The sequence below is a fragment of the Seonamhaeicola sp. ML3 genome, assembly GCF_023273855.1.
Taxonomy (GTDB): Bacteria; Bacteroidota; Bacteroidia; order Flavobacteriales; family Flavobacteriaceae; genus Seonamhaeicola.
Window position 1 is genome coordinate 2,545,216 of sequence record NZ_CP096884.1, and the last position, 22,785, is coordinate 2,568,000.

At 35.8% G+C, this 22,785-nt stretch carries 20 protein-coding genes; 18 read left to right on the forward strand and 2 right to left on the reverse strand.

All coding sequences use genetic code 11. The features are described from left to right. Positions 1–154 precede the first annotated feature (154 nt). The 3 genes from M0214_RS11000 to M0214_RS11005 all read left to right on the forward strand — a co-directional run bounded on the left by M0214_RS11000 (position 155) and on the right by M0214_RS11005 (position 1,420). The gene (locus M0214_RS11000) at positions 155–841 is read left to right on the forward strand and encodes a hypothetical protein (RefSeq protein WP_248722611.1); all 687 of its coding nucleotides are present in this window, start codon (positions 155–157) and stop codon (positions 839–841) included. A gap of 71 nt (positions 842–912) precedes the next feature. Next, positions 913–1,041: a hypothetical protein gene (locus M0214_RS15315; RefSeq protein WP_256467925.1), complete on the forward strand. Its 129-nt coding sequence runs from the start codon at positions 913–915 to the stop codon at positions 1,039–1,041. Positions 1,042–1,117: 76 nt separating this feature from the next. Continuing rightward, positions 1,118–1,420: a GIY-YIG nuclease family protein gene (locus M0214_RS11005; protein WP_248722612.1), complete on the forward strand. Its 303-nt coding sequence runs from the start codon at positions 1,118–1,120 to the stop codon at positions 1,418–1,420. A gap of 69 nt (positions 1,421–1,489) precedes the next feature. Here the strand turns inward: M0214_RS11005 and M0214_RS11010 are convergent, their stop codons facing one another. Both M0214_RS11010 and M0214_RS11015 read right to left on the reverse strand, forming a co-directional pair. Continuing rightward, complete coding sequence (locus M0214_RS11010; protein ID WP_248722613.1) at positions 1,490–2,275, reverse strand: S1/P1 nuclease; 786 nt, start codon at positions 2,273–2,275, stop codon at positions 1,490–1,492. A gap of 28 nt (positions 2,276–2,303) precedes the next feature. Continuing rightward, positions 2,304–3,656, reverse strand: a complete 1,353-nt coding sequence (locus M0214_RS11015) for a DEAD/DEAH box helicase (RefSeq protein WP_248722614.1) — start codon at positions 3,654–3,656, stop codon at positions 2,304–2,306. Positions 3,657–3,758: 102 nt separating this feature from the next. Here M0214_RS11015 and pabB point away from each other — a divergent pair, with 102 nt between their 5' ends. The 15 genes from pabB to M0214_RS11090 all read left to right on the forward strand — a co-directional run bounded on the left by pabB (position 3,759) and on the right by M0214_RS11090 (position 22,606). Further along, the gene (gene pabB / locus M0214_RS11020; protein WP_248722615.1) at positions 3,759–5,051 is read left to right on the forward strand and encodes an aminodeoxychorismate synthase component I; all 1,293 of its coding nucleotides are present in this window, start codon (positions 3,759–3,761) and stop codon (positions 5,049–5,051) included. 184 nt (positions 5,052–5,235) lie between these two features. After that, positions 5,236–6,546 carry a tRNA lysidine(34) synthetase TilS gene (gene tilS, locus M0214_RS11025; protein WP_248724955.1) on the forward strand — a complete coding sequence of 437 codons (1,311 nt, stop codon included), beginning with the start codon at positions 5,236–5,238 and terminating at the stop codon, positions 6,544–6,546. Between the two features lie 54 nt (positions 6,547–6,600). Continuing rightward, positions 6,601–8,220, forward strand: coding sequence for an adenine deaminase (gene ade / locus M0214_RS11030; protein ID WP_248722616.1), 1,620 nt, complete (start codon positions 6,601–6,603; stop codon positions 8,218–8,220). A 53-nt stretch (positions 8,221–8,273) separates the two neighbouring features. Then, entirely contained in the window at positions 8,274–9,233 is a 960-nt protein-coding gene (locus M0214_RS11035) for a YheT family hydrolase (RefSeq protein ID WP_248722617.1), read from the forward strand. A gap of 94 nt (positions 9,234–9,327) precedes the next feature. Next, a complete protein-coding gene (locus tag M0214_RS11040; RefSeq protein WP_248722618.1) occupies positions 9,328–9,789 on the forward strand; it encodes a (2Fe-2S)-binding protein in 462 nt (153 codons plus the stop codon). A gap of 6 nt (positions 9,790–9,795) precedes the next feature. Beyond that, positions 9,796–12,021: a xanthine dehydrogenase family protein molybdopterin-binding subunit gene (locus M0214_RS11045; protein ID WP_248722619.1), complete on the forward strand. Its 2,226-nt coding sequence runs from the start codon at positions 9,796–9,798 to the stop codon at positions 12,019–12,021. Between the two features lie 9 nt (positions 12,022–12,030). Further along, positions 12,031–13,041, forward strand: a complete 1,011-nt coding sequence (locus tag M0214_RS11050; RefSeq protein ID WP_248722620.1) for an XdhC family protein — start codon at positions 12,031–12,033, stop codon at positions 13,039–13,041. Between the two features lie 6 nt (positions 13,042–13,047). After that, positions 13,048–13,656, forward strand: a complete 609-nt coding sequence (locus M0214_RS11055; RefSeq protein WP_248722621.1) for an NTP transferase domain-containing protein — start codon at positions 13,048–13,050, stop codon at positions 13,654–13,656. Positions 13,657–13,689: 33 nt separating this feature from the next. Then, complete coding sequence (locus M0214_RS11060; protein ID WP_248722622.1) at positions 13,690–15,984, forward strand: FdhF/YdeP family oxidoreductase; 2,295 nt, start codon at positions 13,690–13,692, stop codon at positions 15,982–15,984. 167 nt (positions 15,985–16,151) lie between these two features. Beyond that, a complete protein-coding gene (nirB, locus tag M0214_RS11065) occupies positions 16,152–18,671 on the forward strand; it encodes a nitrite reductase large subunit NirB (protein ID WP_248722623.1) in 2,520 nt (839 codons plus the stop codon). A gap of 23 nt (positions 18,672–18,694) precedes the next feature. Beyond that, the gene (gene nirD / locus M0214_RS11070; RefSeq protein ID WP_248722624.1) at positions 18,695–19,072 is read left to right on the forward strand and encodes a nitrite reductase small subunit NirD; all 378 of its coding nucleotides are present in this window, start codon (positions 18,695–18,697) and stop codon (positions 19,070–19,072) included. A 12-nt stretch (positions 19,073–19,084) separates the two neighbouring features. Then, positions 19,085–19,672: a DUF4202 domain-containing protein gene (locus M0214_RS11075; protein ID WP_248722625.1), complete on the forward strand. Its 588-nt coding sequence runs from the start codon at positions 19,085–19,087 to the stop codon at positions 19,670–19,672. A gap of 7 nt (positions 19,673–19,679) precedes the next feature. Beyond that, entirely contained in the window at positions 19,680–21,509 is a 1,830-nt protein-coding gene (locus M0214_RS11080; RefSeq protein ID WP_248722626.1) for an ATP-binding protein, read from the forward strand. Then, positions 21,506–21,889 (forward strand): RidA family protein, encoded by a 384-nt coding sequence (locus M0214_RS11085; protein ID WP_248722627.1) that lies wholly within the window; start codon positions 21,506–21,508, stop codon positions 21,887–21,889. The genes M0214_RS11080 and M0214_RS11085 overlap by 4 nt, the downstream gene beginning before the upstream one ends. Positions 21,890–21,943: 54 nt before the next feature. Continuing rightward, positions 21,944–22,606, forward strand: a complete 663-nt coding sequence (locus tag M0214_RS11090; RefSeq protein WP_248722628.1) for a response regulator transcription factor — start codon at positions 21,944–21,946, stop codon at positions 22,604–22,606. Positions 22,607–22,785 lie beyond the last annotated feature (179 nt).

Consider the following 22,785-nt stretch of genomic DNA (forward strand, 5'->3'; position numbering starts at 1 on the left):
ACTCTAAGATTAAACTGAACTGTCATTCCTGCGAAGGCAGGAATCCTTACTCGTTTTCTGTTTATAACTGTTGATAAGTTTGTTTTAAGATTTGTAGTCAAAAAGTTACATTTAAAGATTTATAAATTCATACATTATGTGGATTAAACTTATAATGACAATAATTACTCTTTTCCTACTTTTTGATGAGTATTTAAGGGTAATAGATAGAGTAGCTAAAAAAAGTAGAAGAAGAGTAGTACTTTCAGTATTGGCTGTTTTATCAGTTTTTTCACTCGTAGACGTAATAATAGAAGTTAACGAAGGTGATGCTTTAGTGGAAAAGGCAAATCAAATTATTATTCAATCAGATACTTTATTAAGTAATACAAATTCAATCATTGATGACTTAGAAAAAAACATTAAATCGGTTGAGGAATCAGGAGAAAGTATTGTTTCAATTGACAGCCTGTTAAAGCAAGTAAAAGATACAGTATCAAGTCAAGTTGAGCTTTTGAAATCAGCTGTTAATAAATCAGTCGAATTGGTCGAACTGGAAGAGATGAGATTTAAACAAGATGAAGCTATGATTGATATTCTTAGTTCAGATGTAAGATTGGAAAAAAATGAAATAGACTCCTCTTTTTTTAATATAAAATATAGCTTTAGAAATTTTGAAAAGAGATATGCGGTTAATTTAAAATTTGAGGATAAGATTCTCTTATACAACAAGATTGTTAATACCTTTCAAGTTATTCATTTTCAAGAAACATTCTTTCCTGATTTATCAAGTAAAACATATGGTAATACATCCAAAAAAATAAATACAGATAAAAACAAATTTTTTTCTGAAAATTATTGATGTTGTTTATTGTTAAATGTCAACATAAAGATGCAGTGACTAAAAAGAGTTTTTGTCGAGTTAAACATTTTATGGCAAAGGAGCTTGAGGGATCTGAAACCAAATTTAACTTGATAACTGATTATGATTTCGCTGAGAAAATTAATACCAGATTACAGGAGGAAAACCTTAGTGATTTACTAATTGAATTTGATAATTAAGGAGTTTATTGACTATAAATTCTCTGTCATTCCTGCGTGGGCAGGAATCCAATGCTAATGTCACCATACCTAAATTATGTTCAAAACCATTCATCAATACTACTTGTATATTCTCACTAACAAACGAAATGGAACATTATATATTGGTGTGACCAATAATCTAGAACGTAGAATGTTCGAGCACAAAAATAAGTTGGTAGATGGATTTACAAAACAATACGGTTTAGATAAGCTGATGTATTTTGAAACTTATCAATACATTAACGATGCCATTAAAAGAGAAAAGAATATGAAGAAATGGAAACGAGCTTGGAAAATTAAACTAATAGAAGAAGATAATTCTAGTTGGGAAGACTTGTCTAAAGATTGGAAATATTGAGGAGCTAAAAATGGATTCCTGCCTGCGCAGGAATGACAGAGATTAAATTATCAAAAGCTGTTCCTTTGTTTAAAACAAATCATTTAACACTTTAGCCAACCTTATTCCGGCAATGTAGAGTTGAGATCTTACTTTTTTGAAATGTAGATAGGAATAATTGTATCTTAAATTATCTCCAAACTTTGCTGAATTATAAACTTCCTTGGTTAATTCGTGGGTTTCATTTACCCAGTCAATAATGCTTCCCTTTTGAAGTTTTTTTATGTCCTTCTTTGATTTAAAACCAGCATTGTTTGCTAGTTCAGTATAGGTCATGCCGTAAGTGTCAATCATTTCTGTATCCCAAACTCTATGTAAGTTAGAATCCTTGTAGAACCATTGAACATTAAAGTCATTTCCACCTCTGTCTTCTTTAAGGCCTATGTGCAAGGGTTGATGTAAATCACCAATTAAATGTATTAACATTCGTAAATAGAATGCTTTGTCTTCATTAGGAGAGGTTTCACTTTTTATAACTTTAATACATGTTTCAATACCACTAACCAAATCACCATCAGGATGTCTTTTAGAAGGGTCGTAAGTTTCATCCATTGGCATGTTTATAAAATGCCAAGTGTAAAACTCGTTGAATCTAGGGTCTGACTTAATTTCGTCTGCAAAAGTAGAAACTAATGCCAAAGATTCTTTTTTGAGCAATTTTTTAATAGCTCGTTTAGCTCTTGTTTTTAGGTGTTTAGAAGCAATTTCTCCAACAACACGGTGTCCTGTTGATCCCCAATCATATTCTGATTTAGCGGTTAAATTAAAACTTGTTAAAAAACAAAAAATGGATATGCTTAAGAGTTGTACTTTCATTTATTAGATTTTTTTTGTTAAAAAATTATCACCTTCTCTTACGTCTTTTGTTCGCATTTTTATCACCCCTAGTTTTAGGTTTTTTATATTTTTTTGCCATTTCCCTCCGGTAAGAACCTCCTTGATTTGTTTTTTTGTTTTTGTCTTTCTTCTCATGAAAAGCTAGACCTGGAGCATCTTCGTCGCGCTGTTTTAAAGGATTGTGCCGTTCCTTAATTTGTGTACGTTCTTCCTCAATAAGCTCAATGGAGATTTCTACCGTTTCTGGTAATTTTAACACGGGGATTTTCATACCCATTAACGACTCAATCTTCTCTAAGTACTCTTGTTCCTTTTCGGTAGAGAACACTAAAGATTCACCTTTTCGTTCAGCTCGTCCGGTTCTACCAATACGATGCATGTAGTTTTCTGGATAATCAGGGGTGTCAAAATTAATGACATGACTTACATTTTCAATATCTAATCCACGTGCCATGACATCGGTAGCAATTAATATACGATGTTCACCTGAACCAAAGGCTTCAATACTTCTTAATCTGTAGTTCTGCGTTTTATTGGAGTGAATAACACAAACTTCATCTCTAAACATGGTGTCCAATTGGTCAAAAAGTCTATCTGCCATACGTTTAAAAGCTACAAAAATCAGTACTTTATTAAACGTTTGAGTATGGCTTAGCAAGTGCTCCAACAAGTTTACTTTGGTGTAGAAATTTGGGACGTTGTATCTATTCTGTGTTATGTTCTCTAAAGGCGTTCCAGAAACAGCCACAGAAACGCGAATGGGGTTCCTAAAAAACTCATTGATTAGAATATCTACATCTTGGGTCATAGTTGCAGAAAACATAATACTCTGTCTTCGTTCAGGAAGTAAATCAAATATATTAATCAGTTGGTGTCTAAAACCTAGGTCCAACATCACATCAACTTCATCGATAACCAATTTTTGAATGGACTTTAATTGTAATACCCTGCTTAAAGCAAGGTCGTATAATCTACCAGGAGTTGCTACCAATATATCTAAGCCTTGTGCTATAGCCTGTTTTTGGGTATTGATGTTTGTACCACCATAAACTCCTAAAACCCTATTGTTGATGTATTTGGATAGCTTTTCAATTTCTTCAACGACCTGCACCACTAATTCGCGTGTTGGAACTAAAACCAATACCCTAGGGTTATCTTGTTCTGAAAACTTTAGGTTTTTTAAAATAGGTAACATATAGGCAAAGGTCTTACCTGTACCGGTTTGCGCAATACCAACAACGTCCCTTCCAGAGCTCACCACATTAAAAGATTGTTCTTGTATAGGTGTTGGAGTGGTAAACCCCAAATCGTCTAAGGCGTTGTATAGCGGGGTATTAAGGTTTAAATCTTGAAAAGTCACGTTTAAAGTTTAGATGTGGCAAAGATAAATTAATAAAATTGTGTTTAGACTAAAATTACATGCTTTCAAATCAATATTAAATTTCGGTAATTTGCAATCCTGTTGAGAACGACTATTCCATATACGCCAAAAAGCATTAGTACTTTTAAAGAACAACTCTTACGTTGGGCACAACAATTTGATGAAGTGGTGTGGTTGGATTCCAATAATTATCATCAAAAATATTCCAACTACGACGCCGTTTTAGCCGTAGATGCGTTTACCAGTATCCAGACCGATTATCATCAAGCATTCGATAAATTAAAGGAATATCAGTCGGTAACTAAAGATTGGATATTCGGTTATTTAACCTACGATTTAAAAAACAATGTAGAGCATTTAACTTCTGGGAATTTTGATGGTTTGGGTTTTCCAGATTTACATTTCTTTCAACCTAAAAAACTGTTTTTGTTCAAAGGAGAAACCATAGAGATTCAATATTTAAATTACATATCTGATGAGTTTGAAGATGATATAAAATCAATAACTCATTGCGAGGAGGAACAACGTGGCAATCTTTCAAATGATGTTAAAATAAAACTTAGAATTCACAAAGATGAATATTTTGATAAGGTGAATACGATGCTGAACCATATTCACCGTGGAGATATTTACGAGGCTAATTTTTGTCAGGAGTTTTATGCAGAGCATACCGCTATAAACCCTTTGGATACGTTTTTTAAACTTAATAAAATTTCAACACCACCATTTGCTACGTTTGTAAAGTTTCGAGATAAATATGTGATGAGTGCTTCACCGGAGCGATACCTCAAAAAACAAGGAAATACTATTATATCCCAACCTATAAAAGGTACAGCTAAACGTTCTGAGGATTCTGAAGAAGATATTAAATTATCGAAGGATTTATCGAAAGACGAGAAAGAACGTAGTGAAAATATCATGATTGTTGATTTGGTACGTAACGATTTATCAAGAACTGCCGTAAAAGGAAGTGTTAAAGTAGAAGAACTTTGCAAGGTATATACGTTTAAACAGGTGCACCAAATGATATCTACGGTTGCCTCTCGAATAGAATCAACCACTAACCCTGTTGATGTTATTAAAAGCACCTTTCCTATGGGAAGCATGACCGGAGCACCTAAAATATCGGCGATGAATATTATTGAAAACCTTGAGGAAACCAAGAGAGGAATATATTCTGGTGCTATTGGATATTTTACACCAAACGGCGATTTCGATTTCAATGTGGTAATCAGGACCATTCTTTATAATGCTACCAAGAACTACGTGTCTTATTCGGTTGGAAGTGCCATAACAGCTAAAAGCAATCCACTAAGGGAATACGAAGAATGTTTAGTCAAGGCCAAGGCCATGCGAGAGGTTTTGGAAAATTAGATTAGTCTTCAGAAGGCAGTGTTCAGTTGGTAATAGTTGGTTTACCAAAGATTTACCCTTTGCGTCTCAGCGCCTTTGCGAGAGAATAATAACTACTTTAAGGTGATTCAGTTAAAATCTAGTTTTTTCAGAATTTAAGCTTCAAGCAGTTTTTACGAGAGTAAAATAAAAGTTAACTTTGATTGTGCTAGAAAATTTCCAAATCCACATAAATGATAATCTGTCTTTCCTAAAAGAAAGTAACCTCCTCATTGCCATTTCTGGAGGTGTTGATAGTGTGGTGTTGGTTCATCTTTGTCATCAGTTTGGTCTGGATATTTCCTTGGCTCATTGTAATTTCAACCTCAGAGGAAAAGAAAGCGATGGAGACGAAGCGTTTGTAATGCAATTGGCCGATAGTTTAAATATTGAAGCCTTTTCAGAGAGTTTTAATACCGAAGTTTACGCCAACGAATACAAAATGTCCATCCAAATGGCAGCAAGGGAAATGCGCTATTTGTGGTTTGATGAATTGGCTGAGCAATTGGAGTTCGATTATATACTAACCGCCCATCATGCCGATGATAATCTAGAAACGTTTTTAATCAACTTTTCAAGAGGCACTGGATTGGATGGTTTAACTGGGATTCCTGAAATTAATAACCGGTTTGTTCGCCCGTTATTACCTTTTTCCAGAGAACAAATAGTAGATTATGCCAAAGCGAACAAGTTAGAGTGGCGTGTAGATAGTAGCAATGCATCAACAAAATATCTTAGAAACAAACTACGGCACGAGGTTATTCCTATTTTAAAGGAGATTAACCCAAGTCTGCTTCAAAGTTTTCAGAGTACAATTAATAATCTTAGTGACGCTAACGATATTGTTGAAGACCAATTAGAACAGTTCTTTAAGAAAGCTATAATTAGTTTAGAAGACAATAAGATGACGTTCGATATTGCTGAGTTCAAAAAGCAAAATAACCCAAGAGCTTATCTTTTTGAAACGTTCAAGGACTATGGGTTTACAGAATGGAACGACGCTTTAAATTTACTCGATGCGCAGTCTGGGAAATATATTTTATCTAATACCCATCGATTGATTAAACATCAAGAAACACTATTGTTGAGCGAGATTGTTCCTGGGGAATTGGTGGATATTCAAATTGATAATATTCACCAGGACATCGAAACACCATTCGGTACATTGAGTTTTACTGAAGTGCAAGAGATGGATGTAAATAGCACTGCGGCCATATACGTAGATAAAGCATTGTTAAAATTTCCCTTATCTATAAGGCAATGGAAGGTGGGAGATGTGTTCTTTCCTTTAGGAATGCGAGGCAGGAAGAAAGTGAGCAAGTATTTTAAAGATGAAAAATTATCCTTGTTGGATAAAGAAAGTACGTTATTGTTATGTTCAGAAGACAATATTGTTTGGATAATCAACAGAAGAGCCGATAACCGCTATAGGGTAACCGAAGAAACTGAGCAAATTCTTAAAATTGAATTGAAATAAAACATGTCACACTGAGCGTAGTCGATGTGTTACACTGAAAATATCTTAAAACTTTTGAAACTAAAAGGCAACATAGTAGACATACAAAACAAGCGCATCTTTAAAGGCCAAATAACAGTTAAAGATGATAAAATTATTTCTGTAGGAGAAAAGGCACATAATGTAGAAACCTATATTTTACCGGGTTTTATAGATGCCCACATTCATATAGAAAGTTCTATGTTAGTGCCCAGTGAATTTGCTAAGATAGCAGTAAAACACGGTACGGTTGCCACGGTTTCCGATCCCCACGAAATTGCCAATGTTTGCGGACTGGAAGGTGTAAATTTCATGATTGAAAACGGAAAACAAGTTCCCTTAAAGTTTAATTTTGGCGCACCCTCTTGTGTACCCGCAACAACTTTTGAATCGGCCGGAGCTACTATCGATTCTGATGCTATTAAAACATTGCTTCAAAACCCAGACATTAAATACCTTACGGAAATGATGAATTATCCGGGAGTAATTTATAACGACAAAGAGGTTTTGAAAAAACTGGAATGGGCCAAACATTTCAATAAACCTATAGATGGTCATGCACCGGGATTAGTAGGGAACGATTTAACCAAATATATTTCTGAAGGTATTTCTACAGACCATGAATGTTTCACAAGGGAAGAGGCATTAGAAAAACTCAGAAAAGGCATGAAGGTGCTCATTCGAGAGGGGAGTGCTGCCAAGAATTTTGATGAGCTCATTGGATTACTTCCTGAGTATTACAAAAGCCTCATGTTCTGTAGTGACGATAAGCATCCAGATGATTTAATGTTAGGGCACATTAATCAATTATGTGCTAGAGCCGTCGCCAAGGGTATGGATGTATTTAATGTGTTACAGGTGGCTTGCCTAAATGCAATAGACCATTATAATCTCGATGTTGGAAAACTTCAGCAAGGAGATTATGCCGATTTTATTGTGGTTGAAGATCTGGTGAATTTCAAAACACTACAAACCTATATCAATGGTGAATTGGTCTACAGTGATGGTGTTAGTTTAATTAAACCTGTTGCTTTTCACACAATCAATAATTTTGAATGCAAACCTAAAATAATTTCAGATTTTGAAGTTTCATCCAAAAATGAAAAAATCAGGGTTATTGAAGCTCTAGAGGGGCAGTTGGTCACTAACGAATTAATTAAAAAAGCCAAAACAGAAAATGGAAATATAGTTTCCGATGTTAAGCAAGACGTCTTAAAAATGACCGTGGTTAATCGCTATCAAAATGATAAACCAGCAATTGCCTTTATAAAAAACTTTAAATTAAAGGAGGGTGCCATAGCCTCATCTGTTGGGCATGACTCTCATAACATAATTGCTATAGGCGTTTCAGATAAAGCCATTTGTAAAGCGGTGAATTTATTAATAGAACATAAAGGAGGGATTTGTGCAGTTTCTGATACCGAGCAAAAAATATTACCGTTACCAATAGCTGGTATTATAAGTGATAAAAACGGTGAAGAAGTCGCTAAGGATTACCAAGAAATAGATGCTATGGCCAAGCAGCTGGGTAGTAAATTAAATGCACCTTATATGACTCTGTCTTTCATGGCCTTATTGGTGATTCCGTCTTTAAAACTTAGCGACAAAGGATTGTTTAACGGAACAGATTTTATGTTTGTACCTTTGCAGGTCTAATTTATTCACTATTTATATAACTTCCTGGTATACTGTCTACTGAAAACTAAATTATGCCCGTATTAGAGCCTTCTTATAAAGTTCCTTTTTTATTTAAAAACGGATTTGTTGCCACGGTTTATTCGGGGTTATTCCGTAGGGTTAAAGGTGTGGTTCAGGAACGAGAGCGAATGACCTTGTCCGATGGCGATTTTTTAGATTTAGATTGGAGTTTTTCAAAAGAAAAAACAAACAAGTTAATCATCTTGTTACATGGCTTGGAAGGTGATGGGCATCGCCCTTACATGTTAGGAGCTGCAAAAGTATTTAATACCAATGGTGTAGATGCTGTTTGTGTAAACTTCAGGGGCTGTAGTGGTGAGGATAATTTAAAATTAAGAAGTTATCATTCTGGAGCTACCGACGATTTAAATGAAGTCATTCAGCATATTCAAGCAAATGGTAAATATTCCAGTATGTATTTAAAAGGAATAAGTTTGGGGGCCAATTTAATTCTAAAATATTTAGGCGAACGAGACAGCGTTCCTAAAGAACTCAAAGCAGCTATTTCGGTTTCTGTACCGTGCGATTTGAATGGGTCTAGCAAAGAACTTCATAAGATTAAAAATTTGCCCTATGCTATTCGTTTCTTAAAACATTTAAAAGGCAGGTTAAAAACAAAAATGGAAAAGTTTCCTCAAGCGATAACTGCAGAGGCCTATAACAAGATTAAGACTTTAAAGGATTTTGATGAGGTTTATACATCTAAAGTACATGGTTTTAAAGATGCTCTAGATTATTATCAACAATGTAGTGGTTTACAATTTATTCCAAATATAAAAACACCGACATTAATCATCAATGCACTCAACGATTCGTTTTTATCCCCAGAGTGTTTTCCTGTAAAAGAAGCAAAAGCACAAGATAATATTTATTTGGAAATGCCAAATCATGGTGGGCATGTTGGTTTTATAGATAAGAAGAATATCTATTACAATGAGCGTAGGGCGCTGGAGTTTTGTTCTAAATTTTAGCATGGCCTATTAATTTGTTAATCCGTTGTTAAATATTACCCTGTAAAACCTGCCTAGGTTTAATTTTTAATACCTTTTTTGAAAAATTAAGGTAATGCCAACATTCAACTTAAAAATTAATGGTGAGATGCATACTGTCGAGGCAGATGCAGACACCCCTCTTCTATGGGTTTTAAGAGACAAGATGAACTTATTGGGAACAAAATTTGGCTGTGGTATTGGTCAATGTGGTGCTTGTACAGTCCATATAAATGGCAATGCGACTAGAAGCTGTTTGTTACAAGTATCTCATTTGGAGGGGATGTCTATAACAACCATAGAAGGACTTTCAGAATCGAATAATCATCCGATGCAAGAGGCTTGGAAAGCTATTGATGTACCGCAATGTGGCTATTGCCAAGCGGGTCAGATTATGACGGCATCAGCGTTTCTTGAGAGAAATCCAAATCCGTCACAAGATGAAATTCGTAGTGCCATGAATGGCAATTTGTGTAGATGTGCTTCCTATAAAAGTATCGAGGAAGCTGTGAAATTAGCTTCCGAAAAAATAAGTTAATCTGTTATGGGTAATACGAAAAACACAACCAGTAGAAGATCGTTTTTAAAAACGTCTGCCCTAGCCAGTGGAGGTATGTTAATCGGGTTTAACCTCTTTAATGCTTGCAAATCCACTGCTAAACTTCCAACAGATTTAAGCAAACTAGATTACAAAGATTTTAATGCTTACATAAAAATTTCACCCGAAGGTAAGGTCACTATTTATTCGGTGAATCCAGAAATTGGTCAAGGTGTAAAAACCTCTATGCCTATGATAATTGCTGAAGAACTCGATGTAGATTGGAATGATGTACATGTGGTACAAGCCTCGTTAGATACAGAGCATTTTAGTAACCAAACGGCTGGAGGGAGTCAGTCTATTAGAAGAAGTTGGCAGCCACTTCGTGAAACTGGAGCTACTGCAAAGCAAATGTTGATTAATGCTGCGGCCGCACATTGGGGTGTAGATGCCAAAACCTGTAGTGCTAATTCTGGCGTGATTACAAATGCCAAAGGCGAAACTCTTGGTTATGGCGATGTTGTTGAAGCAGCAGCCAAGTTGGCTGTTCCAGATGAAGTTTCACTAAAAGACCCAAAAGATTTTAATATCATAGGGAGAGGAAAAGGTAATGTAGATATAGATAAAATTACATCCGGTAAACCGTTGTTTGGTCTAGATTATAAAGCGGAAGGTATGGTTTATGCCTCGGTATTGAGGCCACCTGCTTTCGGTCAAATACTAGAGTCTTTCGATGCTACTGAAGCCAAAGAAATATCGGGGGTTATTGATGTTATCACTATAGGAGATAAAACCAGGGCCATGCTAGGCAAAGGTAGACCAAATTGGAGCGTGAAACTCAGCAGAACTGATAAGGTTGTTGTTGTTGGCAAAACAACTTGGGACGTAATAAAAGGGAAGAAAGCAATTAAAGCAACTTGGAAAAAAAGTAATGAAAAGACCAAGTTGGAGAGTACTGATGACCACGACAAAAAGTTACTTCGTTTGTTAGATGGTAAAAGATTTAGAACAAGACGAAAAGATGGCGATGTTGTAAAAGCTTTCGCTGAGGCCGATAAAGTCTTAGAACGTGTTTATGAGTCGAAATTCTTACCTCACAATACATTAGAACCAATGAACTTTTTTGCAGATGTTACCGCTGACAAGATTCATTTAGCAGGACCAACCCAGACTCCAGAATCGGCTGCCAATGCAGTGGCTAGCTTATTGGATAGACCATTAGAAGATATTCACGTAGACCTTACCAGAATGGGAGGAGGCTTTGGGAGGAGGCTATATAACGACTATGTAATAGAGGCGGTGGAAATTTCAGATGCTATAAAAAAACCGGTTAAAATGATATCGACACGAGAAGATGATATGACCACGGGAGTATATCGACCGGCTTGTAAATATAAAATTGCAGCGTCTATAAAAGATGGGAAGTTAACGGGGTATCACCTTAAAGAAGCATGTGTTAATGGAAATATGTACGGTTTAGTCCCTAACTTTTTTCCAGCTGGCGCTATCGCAAATTATCAAGTAGACAGTGTGCCATTGCGAAGTAATATAACCGTTGGAGCTTGGAGAGCGCCATACACTAACTTTTTGGCCATAGCAGAGCAAAGTTTTTTTGATGAGTTAGCTGAAGAAATAGGTGTAGACAGAGTTAAGCTTCATATGGATTTGTTGGATAATGTAAAGAATAATCCTAATCCAAATATTCGGTATAATCCCGATCGACTGCAAGGTGTCCTAAAAAAGGTTGTGGAGAAATCTAACTATGGAAATACACCAGATGGTGTTTATCAAGGGTTGTCGGTTTATTATTGCCATAACACCCATGTTGCTGAGGTGGCAAATGTTATTATGGAAAACAACAAGCCAGTAGTTAAAAAAGTAACCTGTGTTATTGATTGTGGTATCGTGGTAAATCCCTTGGGAGCTATGAACCAAGCCAAAGGTGGTGTTCTAGATGGGATTGGTCATGCCATGTATGCCGATTTTAGTTTTAAGAATGGTGTTCCTTCAGCAAATAATTTTGGTAATTATCAATTAATTAGAATGACTCAAACGCCAGAGATTGATGTTCATTTTATAGAGAGCGATATGGCTCCTACAGGTTTGGGTGAACCCACTCTGCCTCCTGTTGGCGGTGCTGTAGCTAATGCAATTTATAAGGCAACCGGTAAGCGATTATATAAGATACCTTTTATCAAAGATTTAGAATCTGGTAGCGGTGTTTTCAGTTAATATGAAATTATGACTCACGAATTTAAGCATATCATCAATGAAGCTATCCAAGCTAGAAAACAAGGGTTAAAATGCGTTTTAGCTTCGGTAGTAGATTTAGATGGTTCGTCTTACCGTCGTCCGGGTGTTAGGATGCTTATTATTGAAAATGGTAACATGATTGGTGCGGTTAGTGGTGGATGTGTTGAAAAAGAGATTGTATTACAGGCGCAATCCGTTTTTAATTCAGGACAAGCCAAAATGATGACTTACGATGGTCGATATAGATTAGGTTGTGAAGGTGTACTGTACATTTTATTGGAATTAATAGAATTAAAGCCTTCATTTGAAAAGTCTTTTGAAGATTGTATTAGAGATAGAGTTGCCTTTCAAATTACCGCGCTTTATGAAAAAAGAGAAGGTGTTTTTAAGGGTATTGGAACCAGAGTTAAAATAGGAGAAGAGAGCTTCCGCATATCAAAGCAGAAATCCCTACCTGAACGATTAGCTTTTCATCAAGATATGCTACCAAGTTTTAGGCTGGTCATTATAGGTGCGGAGCATGATGCGGTGCAATTGTCTCAATATGCAAAATTAACAGGTTGGGAGGTTGTTATAGTTGCAGGTATTTCAGAGATGAAAACTATTAGTGCTTTTCCGGGAGCAGATACTTTAATTTCAACCATCCCTGAGAATTTGGATGTTAACCAAATAGATGCACAAACAGCGGTAGTTTTAATGACTCATAATTTTGCTTACGATTTACGCTATCTTGTTCAGTTAAAAAATACTAAGGCTAGTTACATCGGGCTTTTAGGGCCAACAAAACGTAGAGAAGATTTAATGGTACAATTAATGGAATATTGCCCAGATGTATCAGAGGATTTTTTAGATGTTATTCATGGACCAGCGGGTTTAGATATAGGGTCTGAAACACCTCAAGAAATAGCTATCTCTATTGTTTCAGAGATTTTGTCGGTTACCAGAAACCGAAATTCGGTATCTCTAAGTCAGAAATCAGGAAGTATTCATTATCGATAGCTAGTTTTGAAATCAATTTCAAATATCGCCATAGTCATTATGGCTGCAGGTGCATCAACACGAATGGGAAGACCAAAACAACTTCTTAAATGGAAAGAAGCTACTCTGCTTCAGCATGTTATTTCCATTTGTGAAAAAACACTGGCCAAAAAAGTCTTTGTTGTTTTGGGTGCTAATTATGAATTGATTTATCCTAAGATTAGTAAAGATTCGGTTAACGTAATTCATAATACGTCATGGCACTTGGGTTTAGGCAAATCTATAGCTTGTGCTACAAAACAAATCATAAATTCTATCGAAGCGTATGATGGGCTTTTAGTGGTTTTAGGTGATCAGCCTTTTTTGACTACTTCATTTTTAGATAAACTAATTTCAGATTTTGACGTTAATTCCAAAAGTATTTTAGCTACAGGTTACGGGGGAAATAGCGGTGTTCCTGTATTATTTCATAAATACTACTTCCGTGATTTGTCTGAGCTATCTGGAGATAATGGGGCTAAATTGTTGTTGAAAAAGAACGAAAAAAGGGTGGAGTGTTATAGGCCAGATTTCGATAATATGGATATTGATACAGAAGTAGATTATTTAAAAATAGTCTCTTCAAGTAAACAGTAATTGCAATGTCATTATTTGTTTTATCTTCGAGGCATGAGTAAGTCTTCAACAGAAAAAGCAGCAACACCAGAAAATTTTCAGGATTTAAGGGTCAAACAACCTCCAAAGAATTCGGCAGGCATTGGCGGTTTAAAAGCTGCTACTTCTCACGCTGTAAAGTATATTAAGTCATCGAATATTTTAAAGATTACCCAGAATATCAATCAAAAAGGTGGTTTTGATTGTCCGGGTTGTGCTTGGCCAGATCCAGATGATGAGCGCTCTTCATTGGGAGAGTACTGCGAAAACGGCTTAAAGGCAATGGCGGAAGAAATGCAAAATAAACTTATAGGTAGCGATTTTTTTGCAGCTCATACAGTTGATGATTTATCGTCATGGTCAGATTACGATATTGGCAAATCAGGACGTCTATCAGAGCCCTTGTTTTTGCCAGAAGGGGCTACCCATTATCAACCTATCTCTTGGGAAGATGCATTTAAAAAGATTGGAGCACATTTAAATGCTTTAGATAGTCCAGATGAAGCTGTGTTTTACACATCGGGTAGGACTACCAATGAGGCTGCATTTTTATATCAGCTTTTTGTTCGGGAATATGGGACCTCTAACTTGCCAGATTGTTCTAATATGTGTCATGAAGCAAGTGGAAAGGCGCTTTCAGAGACATTGGGAATAGGAAAAGGTTCGGTAACCCTAGATGATTTATATAAAGCTGAAGTGGTTATGGTTGTTGGTCAAAATCCAGGGACCAATCACCCCAGAATGTTATCTGCTCTAGAAAAAACAAAGAAAAATGGGGGAAAGATTATTACAATCAACCCTTTGCCTGAAGCGGGTTTGATAAAGTTTACCGATCCGCAAAACCCTATTAAAATATTATCAGGTGGTACCCAATTAACAGATGTTTTTGTACCGGTTACTGTTAATGGCGATGTCGCATTTTTTAAGGCCATTCTTTTGAAGTTATTGGAAAAGGAAGAGCAAGATGGTAATGTGTTTGATAAACAGTTTATTGAAGAGTTTACACATGGTTATGATACATTTATAGAAGATTTAAAACAATTTAATTTTGAGGAGTGCTTAAAACTTTCAGGAGTTTCAAGGGAAGTATTTAATGCTGCTTTCGATATTATTTTGAACAATGACAAAATAATTATTTGTTGGGCCATGGGTCTTACTCAGCATGAAAATGCTGTAGATAACATTCGTGAACTTGTTAATCTTTTGCTCCTAAAAGGAAGTATTGGAAAAGAGGGGGCGGGTACATGTCCGGTTCGTGGACATTCCAATGTTCAAGGCGATAGAACGGTAGGTATATGGGAAGCTGCACCTCAAGCGTTTCTTGATAAAATTGAAGCCAAATACGGTTTTAAACCCAGTTCTAAACACGGTTACTCCGTAATAGATGCCATAAAGGCTATGTTTGATAAAAAAGCCAAAGTGTTTTTTGGTTTGGGAGGGAACTTTATTTCAGCGGTACCAGATACCAATTATTCGGCTCAGGCTTTGGCTAATTGTAATTTAACTGTTCATGTAAGTACTAAGCTTAATCGGTCCCATTTAGTTACAGGAAAAGAAGCGCTAATTTTACCGTGTTTGGGTAGAGCGGAAAAGGATTATCAAAAAACGGGAGTTCAAGTACAGAGTGTTGAAAATTCTATGGGTGTAGTCTCATCAACTAAAGGCGTGTTAGAACCTTGTTCTGATAGGATAATGAGTGAAGTGGCCGTTGTTTGTGGTATTGCTAATGCCACATTAAATGAACGTTCTAAAATAGATTGGCTAAGTTATAAAGATGATTATAGTTTGGTTAGAAATGATATTGCTGAAGTTGTGGAAGGATTTACAGATTATAACCATCGTATAAAACAACCCTCAGGATTTTATTTGCCCAATGGTGCTCGCAAAAGAGATTTTAAAACACAATCGGGAAAGGCACAATTTTCAATAAATAAACTACCTGAATGGAAAATTGAACAAGGCGAGTTGGTTATGATGACTATTAGGAGTCATGATCAATTCAATACAACCATTTATGGTTTAAACGACCGTTATCGTGGAATTTTCAATGAACGCCGCGTTATCTTCATGAACAAAGATGATATGAAGGAACGAGGGCTTAAAGAACAAGATGTAGTGGACCTGAAATCTAAGTTTAATGGTGTAGTGCGAAAAGCAAATAAATTTAAGGTTGTAGGTTACGATATTCCAAAGCATTGTTGTGCAACATACTTCCCAGAAACCAATGTACTTGTGCCTTTAGATAGTTATGCACACACTGCAAAGACACCAGCATCTAAGAGTGTCTTAATCACTGTCTCAAAGGGCTAAAATTATTAGTAATACCTAATTCTGAAGGCTTGTTTTTTGGCTAAAACTTAATATTGAGCCTTTTAATTTGCGAAATCTTTAATAATACTGTTTTGCTCAATTTTCTCATGAAATTTGAATAAATAATTAAGTATAATTACTTAGTTTTGTATTTAAAATACGTAGACATGAAGAAAATCATTGTAGTTGGTAATGGTATGGTGGGTTATAAATTTTGTGAAAAGTTTGTAGCCAACGAAGCTTCTAAGAATTTTGAAGTTATAGTTTTTGGTGAAGAACCAAGACCAGCTTACGACCGTGTTCATCTTAGTGAATATTTTGAAAATCAAGATGCTAAAGCCTTAGAAATGGCTCCTGCTGAATGGTATTCTGAAAATAATATAGAACTTATAACTGGTGAAAGAGTAGCTGATATAAATAGAACCGGACAGACTATCACAACGGCAAAAGACCGTGAGTTTTCATATGATTATTTGGTCATGGCTACAGGGTCTTCTCCTTTTGTGCCACCCATTAAAGGTGTTGAAAAAGAAGGTGTTTTTGTCTACAGAACTATTGAAGACTTAGAAGGAATGCTAGCTTATGCCGCTAAACTTAAAGCTGAAAAACCAGATGCTAAGGCAGCTGTTCTTGGTGGGGGATTGTTAGGTTTAGAGGCTGGTAAAGCTGTTTTGGATATGGGTCTGGAGCCACATATTGTAGAGTTTGCTCCAAAGTTAATGCCTAGACAACTGGATTCAAGAAGTAGTAATGTGCTGCAGTTAAAGCTGGAGTCTATAGGATTGAATATACATTTAAGTAAAGCTACTAACCAAATACTTGGTGATGGTAAAATAACAGGTATGGAGTTTGGTGAGGATGATAGTTTAGATGTGGATATGCTAATAGTTTCTGCTGGAATTCGTCCAAGAGATGAGCTTGCTAAAGCTTGTGGTTTAGATGTTGGAGTAAGGGGAGGTATTGTGGTAGATAATACCATGAAAACTTCTGATGACAATATTTATGCTATCGGAGAAATTGCCTTATACAACCAAATGATATATGGTTTGGTTGCACCTGGTTACGATATGGCCGATGTTGCAGTAAATCAAATTTTGGGTAATACAGATGTGGTGATGCCAGCCGATATTGATATGTCTACTAAGCTAAAATTAATTGGTGTAGACGTAGCTAGTTTTGGTGAGCCATTTATGCCAGCATCAAAGGGGCATTCAATAATTTTTGAAAATAAAACAGAATATCTATACAAAAGAATAAACGTAAGCCTAGATGGCAAAAAACTTCTAGGAGGAATCTTGGTAGGAGATGCCACAGATTACAGCATGTTGCATCAAATATACCTTAACGGTATGGCGATTCCTGAGAATCCTGCTCAACTAATCTTACCAGCGAGCGATGGCGGTGCTGCATTTGGTGATGTTATGGATTTACCAGATGAAGCTCAAATATGTTCTTGCGAAAGTGTTTCTAAAGGACAAATATGTGGGGTTATTGAAAGTGGTGAAGCTAAAGATTTAGGAGATGTTGTAAGTTGTACCAAAGCAGGTACAGGTTGTGGGGGTTGTAAGCCTATGGTAGCCGATTTAACCAATGCCAAACTTAAATCATTAGGTATTGAGGTTAAAGATTCCGTTTGTGAACACTTTGATTTAAATAGACAAGAACTATATCAAATCATCCAAGTAAAAGGCTATAAAACCTTTAACGAAGTACTGGATAACCATGGTAACGGTGGTCACGGATGTGAGTTGTGTAAACCACTTGTCGCTTCTTTAATGGCGTCTATTCACGCAGATACTGCCAATAAAGAATATGCAATACAAGATTCAAATGATAGATTCTTAGCTAATATACAGCGTAACGGTACTTATTCTATAGTTCCTCGAGTACCAGGAGGAGAAATTACTCCAGATAAATTAATTGCGCTTGGCGAAATAGCAAAAAAATACGATTTATATACTAAGATAACTGGTGGTGTACGTATCGATTTATTCGGTGCTACTTTAAATCAACTCCCTGTAATCTGGAAAGAACTTATTAGTCATGGATTTGAAAGTGGACATGCTTATGGTAAGTCCCTGAGAACAGTTAAAACCTGTGTGGGCTCAACGTGGTGTCGCTATGGAATGGACGAAAGTGTAAGTTTTGGTATAGAATTAGAGAATCGTTATAGAGGAATACGAGCTCCTCATAAAATTAAAGGCGGGGTGTCTGGTTGTATTCGCGAGTGTGCAGAAGCTAGAGGTAAAGATTTTGGTTTAATAGCTGTAGAAGGTGGTTGGAACCTTTATGTTGGTGGAAACGGTGGTGCTACACCGCGCCATGCAGAGTTATTGGCTGAACAAATAGATAACGAAACTGTAATTAAATATTTAGATCGTTATTTGATGTTGTACATGCGCACAGCGAAACCTTTACAGCGTACCGCGGCTTGGCAGGAAAGACTTGAAGGCGGTATGGATTACTTAAAAGAAGTAATTATAGACGATAAATTAGGTATTGCTGAAGATTTAGAAAAAGAAATGGAAACTTTGGTTAACAAGTTTGAGTGCGAGTGGACACAAGCGGTTAACGACCCAGAAATGATGAAACGTTTTAGTCATTTTGTTAACAGTGAAGAAGACGATGATAACTTGGTGTTTGTTCCAATGAGAGAACAAAAAATGCCAGAACCTTGGAGTAACTAAAAGCACTAAAATTTAAAATAGACATGGAAGAAGTTTTAGAAAAATACGGATCAACTCAATTAGAAGACGTAAAAGTTTGGTTTAAAGCAGCGTCAGTACATGATTTTCCTATAGATGGAGGTGCTTGTGTGAAATATAAAGACAAGCAAATAGCGGTTTTTAATTTTGCGAGATTAAATAAATGGTATGCTTGTCAGAATGTTTGTCCGCACAAAATGGAAATGGTTTTGTCAAGAGGAATGATTGGAGATGAACAAGGAACCCCAAAAGTGGCTTGTCCTTTGCACAAAAAAACATTTTCTTTAGAGAACGGAGAAAATCTAAATGGTGATTTAGAGCCTATTGCAACCTACCCTGTAAAAATTGAAGGAGAAAATGTGTATATTGGCTTTTCAGACTAATATACATACTAAATGAAGCCTACACGATTTGAAACAGCAATAGCATTAATAGATAAAAAAAATTCAGAAGATATAAATACATACCAAGTATCTGGTATGGAGTACCCTAAAGAGTTGTTATACTCTCAACGTATGACGAGGAAGCTCTTACAGTTCGAGCCTAATTCATCAAAAGCATTGCAAATTGCAGCTCGAGCTCAACATATATGTAGGTGGCAAATACCAAGAGATGAGTATCCCATGGACCGTGTTGGATATTTAAAATGGCGTGAAACCTTAAAAAAAATGCATGCCGAAATTACCGCAGGTATTTTACAACAAGTTGGATACGATGAACAATATGTAAGTAGGGTTTCCCAACTTATTACAAAAAAGCTCATCAAGAAAAATGAAGAATCCCAAATACTTCAAGATACTGTTTGTTTGGTGTTCTTGGATTATTATTTCGGGGATTTTGCTGCCAAACACAAAGATGACAAGGTAATAGATATTCTTCAGAAAACTTGGAAAAAAATGTCTGCTAGAGGTCATGAAGCAGCTCTACAATTAAACTTTTCAGATAAAAATTTGGCACTGATAGAACAGGCCCTAAAGAGTTAATAAAATAATGGCGGGGAATCGTAATTCATTAGATCAAAATACTTTTGAGAGATTACGGCGTTTATACATTATTGCATTAAGTACTATTGCGCTTTCTGTAATATTCAGTCAGCTTCTTATTAGAAATCACCTAAAAAATCAAGAAAGTGATTCTCGTGTAATTAATGTTGCGGGTAGGCAAAGAATGTTAAGCCAAAAGCTAACAAAAGAAATACTTTCGCTATCCACCGAAAGTAATTTTTTAGAGCGAGGTGAAATTAAAAATAGTTTAGAGCAAACTTTAGCGCTTTGGGGAAATTCTCATATTGCCCTGCAGAACGGAAGTGACAGTCTCGGTCTACCTGGGAAAAACAGTAAGGTGGTATCTGGAATGTTTAATGACATAAACCCCACATATGATGTTATTAAAGAAGCTTCAGAAAGCATAATAAAAGAAATAGAAGCGTCTTCATCTGTAAGTGTAAAAAAACTATCAGAGGATATAGAAAAAGTAAAATTGAGCGAGGGCGACTTTTTAGTAAAAATGGATGCCATTGTAAATCAGTACGACTTGGAAGCAGAAGAGCGTGTGGCCTGGCTCAGAAAGCTTGAAATGTTTCTAACAGCGTTTACACTATTGCTACTTCTTGCCGAGTTTCTATTTATATTTTGGCCTACAGCCAAGACTGTAAAGAATAGTTTATCAGAACTCATTCTAGCTGAAAAAAGAGCTAAGGAAATGGCATATAATGCCGATGTTTTGAGTGAAGCCAAGGAAAAATCCATTAGAGAGTTAAGGGCTTTAAGTCATGCTATGGATGAGACGTTGTTATTTGCTCGGATTTCACCCGAGGGTATTATTCTACACATGGGTAAAAAGTTTTCTAAACTATTTAAACTAAGTAGGTTTAACACTGCAGAAAATTTTACTAAAGTTCTTTCTATCCAACCTAACGAGCAAGAGGTAATTGAGGAAATCATTTCGAAACATAAAAAAATAGGTTGGCAAGGAGAGGTAAAAGCAACAAATAAGGAGGGAGAAGATATTTGGTTAGAAATGTCTGTTATTCCTTTTAACCCTGTTGGAGAGCGCTCAGAACTTTTGATAATAGCCTCGGATATAACCAAACGAAAAGCTGGGCAATTGGAAATTGAACGGTTAACGAAGCAAAGTTTTGAGGAGAAAATGAATCAGCAAAAAATTGTTTCAAGTAAAATTATAGAGAACCAAGAAAAAGAACAAAACAGAATTGCAAAAGATGTTCATGACGGCATCGGGCAAATGCTTACGGGTCTAAAATATAATTTAGAAAGTATCGATATTTCAGACATTGATAAAACTGCTACAAAAATTGAACATTTAAAAGAATTAGCAGCTAACATAATTAAAGGGGTTAGAACAGCAACGTTTAATTTAACGCCTCCAGAGTTAGCTGACCATGGTATAGTGCCCGCCTTAACCAAATTAACTCAGGAATTAGCTAAGTTAACTGGTAAGGAAATATTGTTATTTAATAAAACAGATTTTGATGGGAGGCTAGATTCGCTCAAAGAAATCAATATTTACAGAATTACACAGGAGGCTATCAATAATGCCATAAAATATGCAGATTCTACTCATATTATAGTATCGTTATCAACTAGTAAAAATATGTTAAGTATAGTGATTGATGATAATGGCAAAGGATTTGACCCAAATAAGATAGTAAGTGTTAAGAATGGAGATGGCGGTATGGGAATGACCTTTATGAGAGAACGTATAAAGTATATAAACGGACGTCTTTTCCTGCATTCAGAACCAGGTAAGGGCACGAGGGTAACCTTGAATATTCCATTTTCAAATAATGAAGTTTCATGATGAAAAAGCGTATAAGTTCGGGTTCTACATTTGAAGATGCTATTGGTTATTCCAGAGCTATAGTTCGTGGAGACTGGGTGTTTATTTCTGGTACAACAGGTTATAACTATGATACAATGACTATAAGCAACGATGTGGTAGATCAGGCAGAGCAATGTTTTGTAAATATTATTAGTACTTTGGAAAAGGCTAATGCCACTCTCAGCGATATAGTTAGGGTAACATATATTTTTCCGAATACTTCAGATTTTGAATTGTGTTGGCCCGTTTTTAAAAAATACTTAGGAAATGTAAAGCCCGCAGCAACTATGATTTCTGCTGGTTTGGCTAATACTAAAATGAAAGTTGAAATTGAGGTTACTGCCTTAATAAACAGTTGATTACGTATAAATACTTATTTTTTTATACATTTGCTGTAGAATTATAATTTGTTTATGGCTAAAATTAAAGTCGTGCTAGCAGACGACCATGAATTGGTTAGAGATGGTATTAAAGCACTTTTAGAAGATCAGAATGAAATCGAGGTAATCGATGAGGCTTCTAACGGAAAAGAGGCTCTTGAAGTAATAAAAAGAAATACTCCAAATGTACTTATTGTAGATATCAGAATGCCAGAGATGAACGGAATTGATGTCGTTAGAGCCATCAGTGCCAGCGGTATCAATGTTAAAACTTTGGTTTTATCAATGCATGATTCTGAAGAATACGTGGTGCAGTCTATTCAAGCTGGCGCCGATGGTTATTTGTTAAAAGGAGCTAGTAAAGACGAATTTTTAAAAGCGCTAAACAAAGTAGCTGAAGGTGGAAAATATTTTACTGGAGACGTATCGGCTATCATAATGAATAATTTTGTAAATGGTACAACCCCATCACCCGAAACCAAAACAACTCCGGCCAACTTACCTTTTAAACTAACCAAAAGAGAAAAGCAAATACTTGGTCTGGTGTTGGAACTTAAAAACAACAAAGATATTGCTGATGAATTACAAATTAGTAAACGTACAGCAGAGGTGCATCGCTTCAATTTAATGAAAAAGTTGGAAGTCTCAAACCTAAAAGAACTCACGGACAAAGCAAGGGAATATCAACTGATTTAGTTGTTCTTATATTATTCCTATTTATCCCTACCACCTTAAATCCTTTTTTATTATTTCTACAAAATCAATTGTAGTAAAATGATAATCTCGTAATTATTTATAATTGCTTGTTTTTTCTACGTATTTTTACGTATAAATACTTAGTTTTGTATTATAGTAATACGTAGTTGTGTTAAATC

Bases quoted from the DNA above. Each gene is read 5' to 3' on its own strand.
- M0214_RS11075 (WP_248722625.1), top strand. From the start codon at position 19,085: ATGAAGCCTACACGATTTGAAACAGCAATAGCATTAATAGATAAAAAA.
- M0214_RS11040 (WP_248722618.1), top strand. From the start codon at position 9,328: ATGCCAACATTCAACTTAAAAATTAATGGTGAGATGCATACTGTCGAG.
- M0214_RS11005 (WP_248722612.1), top strand. From the start codon at position 1,118: ATGTTCAAAACCATTCATCAATACTACTTGTATATTCTCACTAACAAA.
- nirD (WP_248722624.1), top strand. From the start codon at position 18,695: ATGGAAGAAGTTTTAGAAAAATACGGATCAACTCAATTAGAAGACGTA.
- M0214_RS11085 (WP_248722627.1), top strand. From the start codon at position 21,506: ATGATGAAAAAGCGTATAAGTTCGGGTTCTACATTTGAAGATGCTATT.
- M0214_RS15315 (WP_256467925.1), top strand. From the start codon at position 913: ATGGCAAAGGAGCTTGAGGGATCTGAAACCAAATTTAACTTGATAACT.
- M0214_RS11045 (WP_248722619.1), top strand. From the start codon at position 9,796: ATGGGTAATACGAAAAACACAACCAGTAGAAGATCGTTTTTAAAAACG.
- M0214_RS11000 (WP_248722611.1), top strand. From the start codon at position 155: ATGACAATAATTACTCTTTTCCTACTTTTTGATGAGTATTTAAGGGTA.
- M0214_RS11080 (WP_248722626.1), top strand. From the start codon at position 19,680: ATGGCGGGGAATCGTAATTCATTAGATCAAAATACTTTTGAGAGATTA.
- nirB (WP_248722623.1), top strand. From the start codon at position 16,152: ATGAAGAAAATCATTGTAGTTGGTAATGGTATGGTGGGTTATAAATTT.
- M0214_RS11010 (WP_248722613.1), bottom strand. From the start codon at position 2,275: ATGAAAGTACAACTCTTAAGCATATCCATTTTTTGTTTTTTAACAAGT.
- M0214_RS11050 (WP_248722620.1), top strand. From the start codon at position 12,031: ATGACTCACGAATTTAAGCATATCATCAATGAAGCTATCCAAGCTAGA.
- M0214_RS11090 (WP_248722628.1), top strand. From the start codon at position 21,944: ATGGCTAAAATTAAAGTCGTGCTAGCAGACGACCATGAATTGGTTAGA.
- M0214_RS11035 (WP_248722617.1), top strand. From the start codon at position 8,274: ATGCCCGTATTAGAGCCTTCTTATAAAGTTCCTTTTTTATTTAAAAAC.
- M0214_RS11060 (WP_248722622.1), top strand. From the start codon at position 13,690: ATGAGTAAGTCTTCAACAGAAAAAGCAGCAACACCAGAAAATTTTCAG.